Source organism: Enterococcus casseliflavus NBRC 100478 (assembly GCF_001544095.1).
GTDB classification, from domain to species: domain Bacteria; phylum Bacillota; class Bacilli; order Lactobacillales; family Enterococcaceae; genus Enterococcus_D; species Enterococcus_D casseliflavus.
This window is the reverse complement of record NZ_BCPT01000032.1, coordinates 1-12,502: the sequence shown is the minus strand read 5'-3', so window position 1 is coordinate 12,502 and position 12,502 is coordinate 1. Positions and strand designations below refer to the sequence as shown.

The 12,502-nt window shown below is 42.2% G+C and carries 10 protein-coding genes; 7 read left to right on the top strand and 3 right to left on the bottom strand.

The window, feature by feature from the left end; translation table 11 throughout:
* Positions 1-11: 11 nt before the first annotated feature.
* Positions 12-959 carry an AraC family transcriptional regulator gene (locus ECA1_RS16415; protein WP_016608166.1) on the bottom strand — a complete coding sequence of 316 codons (948 nt, stop codon included), beginning with the start codon at positions 957-959 and terminating at the stop codon, positions 12-14.
* Positions 960-1,076: 117 nt separating this feature from the next.
* Between ECA1_RS16415 and ECA1_RS16410 the strand changes: the two genes are divergently transcribed.
* From ECA1_RS16410 to yicI, 4 genes are all read left to right on the top strand, one after another.
* Positions 1,077-2,351, top strand: coding sequence for an ABC transporter substrate-binding protein (locus ECA1_RS16410; RefSeq protein WP_060793101.1), 1,275 nt, complete (start codon positions 1,077-1,079; stop codon positions 2,349-2,351).
* A 71-nt stretch (positions 2,352-2,422) separates the two neighbouring features.
* On the top strand, positions 2,423-3,289 hold the full coding sequence (locus tag ECA1_RS16405) for a carbohydrate ABC transporter permease (RefSeq protein ID WP_060793100.1): 867 nt from the start codon (positions 2,423-2,425) through the stop codon (positions 3,287-3,289).
* Positions 3,286-4,161 carry a carbohydrate ABC transporter permease gene (locus ECA1_RS16400; protein WP_060793099.1) on the top strand — a complete coding sequence of 292 codons (876 nt, stop codon included), beginning with the start codon at positions 3,286-3,288 and terminating at the stop codon, positions 4,159-4,161. The genes ECA1_RS16405 and ECA1_RS16400 overlap by 4 nt, the downstream gene beginning before the upstream one ends.
* 12 nt (positions 4,162-4,173) lie before the next feature.
* Positions 4,174-6,456 carry an alpha-xylosidase gene (gene yicI / locus ECA1_RS16395; protein WP_060793098.1) on the top strand — a complete coding sequence of 761 codons (2,283 nt, stop codon included), beginning with the start codon at positions 4,174-4,176 and terminating at the stop codon, positions 6,454-6,456.
* Between the two features lie 109 nt (positions 6,457-6,565).
* Here the strand turns inward: yicI and ECA1_RS16390 are convergent, their stop codons facing one another.
* A complete protein-coding gene (locus ECA1_RS16390; RefSeq protein WP_060793097.1) occupies positions 6,566-8,269 on the bottom strand; it encodes a sensor histidine kinase in 1,704 nt (567 codons plus the stop codon).
* Positions 8,266-9,789, bottom strand: a complete 1,524-nt coding sequence (locus ECA1_RS16385) for a response regulator transcription factor (protein ID WP_060793096.1) — start codon at positions 9,787-9,789, stop codon at positions 8,266-8,268. Before ECA1_RS16385 ends, ECA1_RS16390 begins: the two co-directional genes overlap by 4 nt.
* Positions 9,790-9,957: 168 nt before the next feature.
* Between ECA1_RS16385 and ECA1_RS16380 the strand changes: the two genes are divergently transcribed.
* The 3 genes from ECA1_RS16380 to ECA1_RS16370 form a co-directional block, all read left to right on the top strand.
* On the top strand, positions 9,958-11,247 hold the full coding sequence (locus ECA1_RS16380; RefSeq protein ID WP_060793095.1) for an ABC transporter substrate-binding protein: 1,290 nt from the start codon (positions 9,958-9,960) through the stop codon (positions 11,245-11,247).
* Positions 11,248-11,308: 61 nt separating this feature from the next.
* On the top strand, positions 11,309-12,184 hold the full coding sequence (locus ECA1_RS16375) for a carbohydrate ABC transporter permease (RefSeq protein ID WP_010747841.1): 876 nt from the start codon (positions 11,309-11,311) through the stop codon (positions 12,182-12,184).
* On the top strand, positions 12,181-12,502 hold a 322-nt coding region (locus ECA1_RS16370), incomplete at its 3' end, for an ABC transporter permease family protein (protein WP_162264663.1). The genes ECA1_RS16375 and ECA1_RS16370, both read left to right, overlap by 4 nt.

The window sequence follows — 12,502 nt, the reverse complement described above, 5'->3', positions numbered from 1 at the left end:
GATTTTCAGCATTATAAACTCGTGGTGTTGCTCGGTCGTTTGCGATAGTTGGAAGGGGTCAAAGCGGTCTCCCTTTTGAAAAGTGTCGTAAAGTAATTCGGATCATCAAATCCAGTTTCCAATGCGATTTCGATGATTTTTAAATCCGTATGGAGTAAGAGATACTCCGCTTTTTTGATGCGGAACTTATTTAGATAGGTAAAAAAGCTCATCTGGAAATTTCTTTTAAAAAAACGGCAGAAATGTTCTTTGCTATAGCCAATATATTGACTGATTTCCTCAAGTGTCACTGGGCGTTGATAATTTTCTTCAATAAAAAGTAGGATTTTCTTGCATTTGTACGTATTGAGTTTGCTTTTACTGTCGATAGGTTTCTTATTGCGATTAATGTATTGGCTATTTTGACAAAGATATTTAATAAATAAAAAGAGTTCCGCTTTGATCGCCAGCTCATACAATGGTTCCTTTAATGCAAATAAATCTATAATATGAGTCAATGCCTGTTGAATGTTCATATGAGAAACGAAATCACTTGTGATGTGAATCGCTTGCTGATCCGCGGAATGGAGCAACGGGTCCAGATAGGACTGCTGGATCAAATCAGAGACGCGGCTCTCAATAAAGGTCGCGTCAAAGACGATAGCAAAGAAGGTACAAGCTGTTTGCTGATAATTTAATGCCTCATGTAGCTGATTGGCAGGGATAAATACAAGCTCGCCTTCTTTAGCGATATAAGAAACACCTTCGACCTTTATTTCCATCTTTCCTCGAAAAATATACAGGATTTCGAGCTCGCGATGCCAATGGGTGTGGATCATATTTGCTTGATCAGCAGGATGATTTGTCAAATAAACACTGACTGGAAACAAGCTGTCACCATGTTCTGTGATCTCTTTTAAAGAAGTATCAATATCATATTCACTAGGGTTTGGTGTAAAAATATAGGGTTGGGTTACCATCTGTCTCCTCCATTTTCATCAATATTACAAGGTATTTCGGTTAAGATAACGATTACAGAAGGACCGAAATATCAATATAATCAATTTGTGATCGAATTGATTGAGGAGGGAACAATGATGAAAAAGAAAATTTTGTTGACGGCTGCTACTATGTTAAGTGTGATCGGAATTGCTGGTTGCGGAAATTCTGGAAGCGGTACCTCGGATGATGGTAGTGTAACACTAGAAGTTTTTAACATCAAGACAGAGACTGCAGAACAGATGGATCGATTGGTTGCGGCTTTTGAAGAAAGCCATGAGGACATAAAAATCAATATGACTACTGTAGGTGGAGGAACGGACGCCACAGCGGCTCTCCAATCAAAATTTTCATCTGGTGATGAACCGGACATTTTTATGCTGGGGGGACTAGCAGATACGCAAACATGGGAACACAAGTTATATGACCTTGGGGAAACAGAATTAGCCCAAAAAGCAATTGAGGGAACGTTGGAAGGTGCAACACTGAATGAGACAGTCTATGGCTTGCCGATGAATATCGAAGGCTACGGTTGGCTGATCAATAAAGAGCTGTTTCAGCAAGCGGGAATCGATAGTGAAGCGATTGAAACATTTGCCGATTTTAAGGAGGCAGTAGAAACGTTAGATAGTAAGAAAGAAGAGTTAGGATTAGACGGTGTATTCGGCTTCAGCGGCGGTGAAACATGGGTTTCCAGTCAATTCAGTTCGAACTTTTTTGCACCTGAATTTAATGATAGCTTGAAAGAAACACTGGAAGCCAAAGAGCTTCATTTAACTTATGAGGCACAACTGAAAGACTACGCTGATCTGGCGATCCAATACAATGCTCAACCGTTGGAATCAATGGATTACAGCACGTCAGTCGAAGAATTATTTGCCAGTGAGAAGGTTGCCATCATTCATCAAGGCAATTGGATCGTTCCTACATTAAACAGCTTGGATGATACATTTGCAAAAGAAAAATTAGCGATCGTCCCAATGCAAGTGGGAGACGGCAGCAAAATCGTTGCCGGACCAGCTTGGTATTGGGGTGTCAACAAAGATAAGGAACAAGAAGTGATCGATGCCTCCATACAATTTTTGACATGGATGTATACCGATGAAGAGGCGATGACAGCGATCATCGATGATTTTGAGTTTATTCCAGCTTATACGAACTTCTCCAGTGACGATATTTCTGATCCGTTGTCCAATGACATTTATACGTATTTAACGAATGGCCAAACGGTTCCTTGGGTCCATAACTCTTATCCAGATGGTTACGGACAAAATATTTTTGGGGTTCAGTTCCAGGCTTATGCAGCCGATCAAATCTCATGGACTGAGTTCACTGATCAGCTGAAAAGCAGTTGGGCGCAAGAACGTCAATAACCAAAGAGATGCCTATCCTGCAGTGATGCGCGCAGGATAGGCAAAATCAAGGAAATCATAGGAGGAGCTGTATGTTAACAAATCGTTCAAAATCATTTTGGCTGCTGCTAGCACCGGCATTCGTCGCATTATTGGTCGTTCTGTTTATTCCTTTATTTACAGGGGGATATTACTCACTGACCAACTGGAACGGCAATACGATCAGCGACTTTATCGGATTGGAAAACTACTTGCGCGCTTTTAAAGATCAGGCGTTCATTAACAGCTTGTTGTTCACGGCGAAATTTTCAGTTTACAGTGTGATCTTGATCAATGTCATCGCGCTGTTGTTAGCAACTTTAGTCACGCAAAAACTGGGACGCTGGACCACTCTATTTCGGACCGTCTTTTTCATGCCGAACTTAATTGGTGGGATCATACTAGGATTTATATGGCAATTTATTTTTAACAAAGCATTCGAGAGTATCGCCGATTTGACTGGGATCAATTTTTTTAATGGCTGGTTGAATACACCAGAAACAGGTTTTTGGGGTTTGGTTATCTTGTTCGTCTGGCAGATGAGCGGGTATATGATGTTGATCTATATTTCGTTTCTAAATAATATTCCAGAAGAAATTTTAGAAGCAGCAGATATGGACGGCGCCAATCCGCTACAAGTCTTTTTCCGAATCAAACTACCCATTCTGATGCCCGCGTTTACCGTAACATTGTTTTTGACGCTGTCAAATGCCTTTAAAATCTATGATCAAAACTTGGCGTTGACACAGGGGGGACCGTTTAATTCGACTCAGATGGCAGCCATGAATATTTACAATGAAGCTTTTTCAATGAGGAAAATGGGCTTTGCTCAGTCAAAAGCGATGATATTTCTGGTGATCATTGTCATTATTTCCATTATTCAAATCTCAATTACCCGCAGAAAGGAGATCAGCGCATGATCGAGACTCGTCACTCCTCTACTAAAAAGGGGAATACAAAAAGTAGACGGCAGAAGAAAAAAAAGCTGCAGCACAGTCTGCTGATCGTAAGTGGTCTTTTACTTGCGTGCTTATGGTTTTATCCGTTTTTCTTGATCGTGATCAATTCATTTAAAACAAAAGCAGAGATCTTTCAGAGTACGTTGTCGCTGCCTGGCGGATTGTCCTTTGAGAATTATCAAGAGGCGTTAGAAAAACTGGATTTCATCAGAAGTTTAATGAATTCATTGTTGATTACTGTCGGTTCTTTGATCTTGGTGGTCTTTGTTTCTTCAATGGCAGCATACGCTTTATCCAGAAATGCCAGCCGCTTAAGTTCAGTCCTCTATTTTGTTGTTGCCATCGGCTTGCTGATCCCTTTTCAGGGGATCATGATTCCACTGATTTCTCTTTTTGGACGAATGAATTTGTTAAATCAGCCGGGTCTAATGATAATGTACTTGGGATTGGCTGTCAGTATGTCGACTTTTTTATATTATGGTGCGTTAAGAGGCATTCCACGATCGCTGGATGAAGCAGCGATCATTGATGGGGCGAATACCTTTCAGATTTATTGGAAAGTAATATTGCCTTTGTTGAAACCAACGACGGTAACGGTGATTGTTTTGAATACATTGTGGTTTTGGAATGACTATTTATTGCCTTCATTAAGTATTAATAAAGCCGGAATGTATACGATTCCCTTGCGGATGTTTTATTTCTTCGGTGAATTTAACAAGCAATGGCATTTAGCGCTAGCCGCTCTGGTGATCGTTGTTCTGCCAATCATTCTCTTGTTTATTGCCTTGCAAAAACATGTAGTGAAAGGCATCTCAGATGGTGCAGTAAAGTAGGAGGAAAAGAAGATGAAATTTACAAATGGCTATTGGCTGGCAAAAGAAGGCGTCCAACTTGAGCATCCCCGAATTGCTTATGATCATAAGGTAGAAAAGGAGCAATTGACCCTTTATCTGCCCTATCAAGAGATTCAGCGGCGTGGCGATACCTTAAACCTTGGTTTAACCACACTCACGTTTTCGACTCCGCAAAACGATGTAATCAAAGTCAGCTTGGTGCATCATGACCAGACGATGCACGCCCCGTCGTTTGCACTAGATACTCAACCGGCAGACGTGAAGATCGATACCGATAACGAAGACATGTATATCTTCAAATCTGGATCATTGGAAGCGAAAGTCCCTAAACAAGCGGCTTTTAAAATCGACTTTTTCGGAGAAGGTAGCTTGTTGACTTCTTCCATGCCTAAAGCACAGGCTAAAATTTCGGGAAATGACGGCAAGCAGTATATGCGAGAACAGCTTTTGCTAGATCCTTATGAACTTGTTTACGGATTAGGGGAACGGTTCACTCCTTTTATCAAGAACGGTCAAACCGTTGATATTTGGAATCAAGACGGTGGTACGGGTAGCGAGCAGGCATACAAAAATATTCCGTTTTATTTAACGAATAAAGGCTACGGTATTTTTGTTGATCATCCCGAAGCGGTTTCCTTTGAAGTGGCTTCTGAGAACGTTTCCCGCACGCAATTCAGTGTCGAGGGGCAGCGTCTGGACTATTACATCATCTATGGACCAGATATGAAAGCCATTCTAGAAAAATACACCGACATGACAGGAAAACCCGCCTTACCGCCAGCGTGGTCTTTTGGCTTATGGCTATCCACTTCATTTACGACTGATTATAGTGAAGAAACAGTGATGCACTTTATCGATGAAATGCAAGCTCGTGATATTCCTTTTGATGTCTTTCATTTTGATTGTTTCTGGATGAAGGAATTTGAATGGTGTGGGTTTGAATGGAATGACGAATTGTTTCCTGATCCGAAAGGATTACTAAAGAAAATCCATGAGAAAGGATTAAAAGTCAGTTTATGGATCAACCCTTACATTGGGCAAAAAGCCTCTGTATATCAAGAATGCAAAGAGAAAGGGTACTTTATTAAGAACCATGCAGGTGAAGTCTGGCAGTGGGATCTTTGGCAAGCTGGACAAGGGATCATTGATTTTACCAATCCAGAGGCTCGTCAATGGTATAAAGATCGCTTAAAGGAATTGATTGAATTAGGTGTTGATTCCTTTAAGACGGATTTCGGTGAGCGGATCCCTGAAGATGCCGTCTATTATGACGGATCAGATCCAAAAAAAATGCACAATTATTATGCCTATCTATACAATGAAACCGTCTTTGAACTGCTGGCGGAAATGCGGGAAAATCAAGCCGTTCTTTTTGCTCGTTCTGCTTCTGTTGGTTCCCAAAAATTTCCTGTCCATTGGGGAGGCGACAATTTATCTGAATATTCTTCGATGGCAGAGTCTCTGCGTGGTGGCTTATCCTTTGTCTTATCTGGTTTTGGATTTTGGAGCCATGATATCGGCGGGTTTGAAGAACAAGCGACTCCCGACTTGTATAAACGTTGGACTCAATTTGGTTTATTGTCGACCCACAGTCGTTACCATGGCAATGTTGAATATCGGGTACCATGGAATTTTGGAGAAGAAGCAGCAAAAGTCAGTCAATCTTTTTCAAAATTGAAAAACCGCCTAATGCCTTATATTTATCGTCAAGCAGCAGACACTGCAAAAACGGGCATTCCCCTGATGCGTCCATTGATGCTAGAGTTCTCAGAGGATCAGACGGTTTATGCCATTGATAAGCAGTATATGCTGGGGGATCGCTTACTAGTTGCGCCGATTTTTAATGAGCAAGGAAAGATTCCGTTCTATCTGCCAGCTGGAACTTGGACAAATTATTTAGACAACAAACGCTATGAAGGCCAAAAATGGTGGGAAGAACGCTATGACTATTTCAATCTACCGTTGATGGTACGACCGAATTCACTGATCATTGAAGGAAGCGTTGAACAGACCGCCGCCTATGACTACACCAAAAACCTGATCGTTCATGCCTTTGAAATAACGGAAGCAGTTTCTGCTGAAGTCTGTGATCAGCAAGGCGTGCCAACTGGAACAATTTCTATTGAACCAGAAGGAAGCGGTTATCGAATTTGTATGGAAGGGTTGGAAAAGGTTCAGGTGCTGTTTCGCAATCGAAGCTTTGCAAATGCCCAACGACATCCTTTTGGCAGCTTGATCACTATGGACGGACAAGAAATGACCGTCTTTGAATAGGGAAACAAAACCTACCGTTCTTGATGGGTATCTATCAAGGACGGTAGGTTTTTTGTAGTGAGCGAAGCATTGAAGAACTAACGGCAAAGTGCAGACCTAGTTCTTTGACTCAGTTTTGTTCCTCCCGCTGGATCGGCAGCAGCAAGCGAACGGTGGTTCCTTCGTTGAGGCGTGATTCTACAGTCAATCCATATTTCTCCCCATAGAGCAGCTTGATACGCTGATCAATATTGTCCAAGCCAATACCTGAATAGTGTTCAAAATGGTTGGCGGTGCTGGTTGGGTGCTCTTCATTGAACCCGATGCCCGTATCGATGATCTCAATTTTCAGGCCTTCCTTACTGACGCGAGAAAAAATCTGGATCAAACCTGAATCCTCTTCGGGAAAGGCATGCAGGTAGGCATTTTCGATAATCGGTTGCAAAATCATCTTCGGTACAAGAATATCTTCACAGCCATCTTCTGAAAAAATCGTCGATTGGATGCGATTGCCGTAACGTACGTTCATTAAAACGAGGTATTCTTCCACGATCGCTAGCTCATCCTTTAAGGGGACGATCTCTTTGCGGTTAAAGGTGTGCCGCAACAATTGGACAAAGCTTTCAATCGCTTGGGTGGCGGCTTCTTGTTCGTTTTGCCAGATCAAAAACTTGATGGCAGTCAATGTGTTGTAGACAAAATGCGGTTGGATCTGCATTTGCAACGAGCGGATCTCGAACTTGCGTTTTTCGGCTTCTGTAACCATTAAATGATCGACATAAGATTCTAAGTCCTCTAGCATCAAGTTATACGCACGCCCCAATTCTCGCGTTTCGTACGTCCCGTTGATGGTAACCTTGTCGCTGAAATCGCCTTGTGTGACCGCAGGCAGCTTGGCAATCAGCTGATAAATCGGTTGGGTGATATTGCGGATGATCCAAAATGCCAGCAGACTAAAGAGTAAAATACTGACGACAGAAATCAAAAGAGCTGGCTTGATCAGATTCATATTGCGTACTAGATGCGATTCATCCAAAACATCGTAAAAAGTAAAATGATACGAATAAAGGGGCAGCTGATTGATGCTAGTATCTCTTTTGACCGTGACGAGACGATCTTCAAATGGCTTGCCTAAAAGGCTCGGATCAGAAGTGGAGAGAATTTGATTTTGCTCATTGACGATATAGATCGAGTGAAGACTGGTATCTAAGAGTTGACGATAGATCGAAGAAAAATCGGATTCTTTTAAGAAAATCAGGGCATAGCCGAAAATCGTTTCTTCTTTCATTAATTTGCGCACGTACATCAAGCCAGGGGAGTCGCTGGTGGAGGTGCTCAAGCCTTGATCTAAGAAATAATACTGACTGATGGCGTCATTGTCATTGATCTGCTGGATAAAGGCACTGGCGAGAAAATCATCTACTGATTGATTGCGAACCGCATCGTTTTGAAAGAAAGTGCCCCCGTTGACCCCAATCAACACTAAATTCGAGGGGATGTCTTGAAACAAAGAGCGGGTGTCTTTTAATTGCTCGTTTAATTCTAAAATCGTACGGCCTTGATTCATGTCGCCTTCTAAGTATGTTTCAACGGCTTTGCTTTCATCGACGATATCAAAAATCCGATGGATATTCTCGTTCAGACGCTCATAATCTTCTTGGATTTTTTCCAGTAGCAGCTGATTGGAACTCTGGTACGAAGCAACATAGGCATCTTTCGAGCGACCATAGATCACGACGACGGTTAGCAGACAAACACTAATGACCCCGACGACAACAAAGATGAAGATCCGACTGAATAATTCATTTTTCTGAATCCATTGGTTGATTTTCATAATTGATTCAACCGCCGATACTTCGATGGGGTGACTTGGCATTCTTTCTTAAAGATGCGAGAAAAATAGCTGATATCCGAATACCCGACCGCTTCACTGATTTCAGATAGATTCAGATCAGATTGTGTCAGTAGTTCTTTGGCTTTATCCAAGCGGGTTTTCTTTACATACTCAGAAAAGCTCATTTTCAGTTTCGCAGAAAGAAAAGCCGAAAGATAGGTGTAACTAAAATGAAAGGTTTCAGCCAGTTCAGACAAAGACAGACTTTTAGTGTAGTTGTCTTGAATGAAGCGCTGGATCGCAACGAGTAGATCATCTTCATCCAGCGGTGATAAAGTCGTCAGCTGTTGACGAATATCATCAATGGTCGCCAACAACAAATCAGAAAAATCTTCCAAATACTGCACGTGACCGATGGCATGCAAAAATTCGGCTTTTAAGCGGCTAAAGCGTGGAGCAGTGGGAAATTCTTCTTCCAAGCGGGACAGTAACGTGTAAAAAATACTGCTGGCCTGCTGTTTTAAGAATGTCGGATCGACATTGGATAAGATCATGTCATTAAAATATTCCTCGATTCTGGTGATTCCTAACAAAAAGTTGTTGTCTAACAAAGCCCGCAAGAACTTCTTCGTATCAAAGCGATCACTTTCGATGTACAAAAAGAGTTCTTGTTCTGGCACCAACCGTTGTCGTTTATAAAAAAACGATTGTCCTTGGCTTTTGGCTTTAAGCGTCACAAAATGGTCCCGCAACTGTTCAATCTTTTGAAAGGGCACACTGAGAGTAAAGAAGGCGTCTGGCTCGGTAAAACGCAATTGTTCCAACGTTTCTTTCAAAGAGGAATAAAAATTCTTTCCTTCTGGATAACTGATCACTAAGCCGGCATCTTTGTTACTGGTTTGAAAAAAGAGCGTCTTTACCTGCGGTTGTGATTGAGTAAATTCCGTTAATGCATGCAGCAGCTGATCATTGGCACGAAAGCCGCTAAAATTGGTGGTCAAAATTTGGGCTTGCTGTTGCGACTGATCTAATGCAAGGTAATCCGCCAAAGGAGCCAACGGTTCTTCATATCCTGCTAAATAGCGATTCAACGATTCTTGCAGCTGCGTCTCCTCAGTCACGGAGCCTTTCGTATGTGACAGCTTTTGTGAGATGTTGTGCAGCGTCTTCAACAAGAGTGTCGGTGTCAGTGTCGGTTTTAAAAGATAATCTACGGCACCATTTCTAAAAGACTGACTGACGTATTGGAAATCATCGTAGCTGCTCAAGACCAAAAAATGGACTTCTGGATATTGTTGTTGAATGATCGTTGTGAGTTGAAGACCGTCCATTTGTGGCATTTTCAAATCCGTGATCACGATGTCGGGATTCAGTTCATGGATCAGCGCCAATGCTTCTTGCCCGTTCGCTGCATCGCCTAAGAGACGGAACCCTTCTTGCTCCCAACGTATCATATGTTTCAATCCATCTCGGATCGTCGCCTCATCATCAACGACTAAGACCGTGCGTAAAATAGTCATGGTATCCCCCCTATATCTCTTCTTTATTATAAACGCTTTCAAAAAAGAAAGGTATTGTAACTTTTTTCTATTTTTGGACAAATTTAGTAAGCTCTTTCATAATCGTTGAATACGGTTACAAAACCAGTGTATAGTTAGCCATGTAAATAAAAGGAAAGAGGGATAAAAATGAAAAAACTATTTGCATCGATGGTAACGGCGGCTGCAGTGCTGACTTTGGCGGCTTGCGGAAACAGCAACACAAGCTCAGGGGATTCTGGTGAGTCCTCAAACAAAGTCACGGTCTGGGCATGGGATGAGACCTTCAACATCAAGGCAGTCAATGAAGCCAAAAAAGTATATGAAAATCAAGATGTCGATGTGGAAGTCGTGACGATGTCACAAGATGATATCGTTCAAAAATTAAATACGAGTCTGGCATCTGGAAATACGGACGGACTACCAAATATCGTTTTGATCGAAGACTACCGCATCCAAGGATACCTTTCTTCTTATCCAGATGCGTTTAGTGATCTAACGGATATCGTGAATGAGGAGGATTTCTCCAGCTATAAATTTGCGGTCAATAAAGTCGACGATGTCATTTATGGGGTGCCATTTGACAGTGGCGTCGCAGGACTATTTTACCGCACAGACTATTTGACCGATGCAGGCTATGAGCAAGCTGATCTCCAAGATATTACCTGGGATGATTTTATCAGCATCGCCAAAGATGTCAAAGAAAAAACGGGTCACGCTATGATGTCGTTAGACCCAAGCGATCTTGGCTTGGCACGAATCATTATGCAATCGGCAGGCGAATGGTATACCGGTGAAGATGGCTCCACCGTGACCATCAAAGACAATGAATCCTTCAAAGCTGGTCTAACTGTCTTAGCAACATTGTTGAATGAAGGCTTAGTTGAACAAGTTTCTGATTGGGATGGCGGGGTCAATGCCGTTCAATCGGGGAATGTCGCTTCTGCGCCAACTGGTGCGTGGTATTCCAGCACGATTCAAGGCGCGGAAGACCAAAGCGGCAAATGGGCGATTGCTCCAATCCCATCTATTGCTGGCAACAGCAATTCAGTCAATGCTTCTAGCATCGGCGGAGCAGGCTGGTACGTGATCAAAGGGGTTGAGGGCGAAGAAAATGCCAAAGACTTTTTAGCCAATACCTTTGCTTCAAACAAAGAATTGATGGGTACACTAGCTACCGAGATCGGTTTGGTTTCAACCATGAATGCTGCAGAAGAAACGGAAGAATATACGTCGGGGCTTGATTTCTATGGCGGTCAAAAAGTCTTCCAAGATTTCTCTCAATGGTCACAAGAAATTCCAGCCGTGAACTACGGCAATCACACCTATGCCATTGAATCTGTCTTGACTGAAAGCTTGCAACGAGTGATCAACGGCGAAGACATCGATAAAGTATTAGAAGAAGCACAATCACAAGTGGAAGCACAAATTGCAAACTAATCGAACAACTTTGCAGAAACTCGTGAGCGATCGCGAGTTTCTGTGTTAAGGGGGAATTACAATGAAAAACAAAACAAAAAATTGGTTTGCAAACGGCAATGCCTTTATTACCTTACCCGTCATTTTGATCACGATGCTGGTCTTTATTCCGATGGTCTCGGCATTGTTCACGTCATTCCAATCAGGACCACCGACAGCGATGACCTTTAACGGTCTTGGCAACTATCAGCGGATGTTGAGCGACTCAACCTTTAAAAAAGCCTTTGGCAATACGTTTTTATACTTATTAGTCCAAGTTCCGATCATGCTCTTTTTGGCGCTGATCGTATCGAACATATTGAATGACAAAAAATTGAAATTTAAAGGGCTATTCCGCACCGCCTTGTTTTTACCCTGTATCACATCCTTGGTTTCTTATTCCTTGATCATGAAAAGTCTCTTTTCGGCAAATGGGTTAGTCAATAACTTTTTGACGCAACTACACCTGATCGATGCACCGATCCAATGGTTGACGGATCCATTCTGGGCAAAAGTACTGATCATTTTTGCCATCACGTGGCGTTGGACTGGCTACAATATGATCTTTTTCATCTCAGGCATGCAAAATATCGATCCAAGTATTTACGAAGCGGCAGAGATCGATGGTGCCACGAAATGGGATCAATTCTTCAAAATCACGATTCCCAACTTGCGTCCAATCATCTTATTTACCACGATCACCTCAACGATCGGTACGCTGCAATTATTCGATGAAGTTCAAAATATCACTGGCGGTGGACCAGCTAATGCCACGACGACCTTGTCGCAATATATCTACAATTTGAGTTACAAATTCACGCCAAACTTTGGGTACGCAGCTGCGGTCTCCTTTGTTATCGTGATTGCGATCGTGATTTTATCGATCATCCAAACGAAAATAGGAGGAAAAGAAAATTGAAAACAATCTCACTCACTTTAAAATACGTCTTTCTTGCGATTTTGGCTTTCATCTCTATTTTTCCATTTGTTTGGATGATCCTAGGGATGACCAACCAAACCTTTGATATCGTTGCTGGAAAAATCATGATTGGCGATCAGTTTGTCATCAACTTCCAAAACCTCTTTTCTTCCGATTTGAATTTTACTCGGGCATTAGGCAACTCCGCAGTGATTGCCGTGATTACGACCGTCTTTGCGCTGTTGTTCTCCTCCATGGCAGGGTATGGCTTTGAGATTTATCGGACGAAAACCAAAGACCGCATCTTTAATATTCTCC

Bases quoted from the DNA above. Each gene is read 5' to 3' on its own strand.
- ECA1_RS16415 (WP_016608166.1), bottom strand. From the start codon at position 959: ATGGTAACCCAACCCTATATTTTTACACCAAACCCTAGTGAATATGAT.
- ECA1_RS16410 (WP_060793101.1), top strand. From the start codon at position 1,077: ATGAAAAAGAAAATTTTGTTGACGGCTGCTACTATGTTAAGTGTGATC.
- ECA1_RS16405 (WP_060793100.1), top strand. From the start codon at position 2,423: ATGTTAACAAATCGTTCAAAATCATTTTGGCTGCTGCTAGCACCGGCA.
- ECA1_RS16400 (WP_060793099.1), top strand. From the start codon at position 3,286: ATGATCGAGACTCGTCACTCCTCTACTAAAAAGGGGAATACAAAAAGT.
- yicI (WP_060793098.1), top strand. From the start codon at position 4,174: ATGAAATTTACAAATGGCTATTGGCTGGCAAAAGAAGGCGTCCAACTT.
- ECA1_RS16390 (WP_060793097.1), bottom strand. From the start codon at position 8,269: ATGAAAATCAACCAATGGATTCAGAAAAATGAATTATTCAGTCGGATC.
- ECA1_RS16385 (WP_060793096.1), bottom strand. From the start codon at position 9,789: ATGACTATTTTACGCACGGTCTTAGTCGTTGATGATGAGGCGACGATC.
- ECA1_RS16380 (WP_060793095.1), top strand. From the start codon at position 9,958: ATGAAAAAACTATTTGCATCGATGGTAACGGCGGCTGCAGTGCTGACT.
- ECA1_RS16375 (WP_010747841.1), top strand. From the start codon at position 11,309: ATGAAAAACAAAACAAAAAATTGGTTTGCAAACGGCAATGCCTTTATT.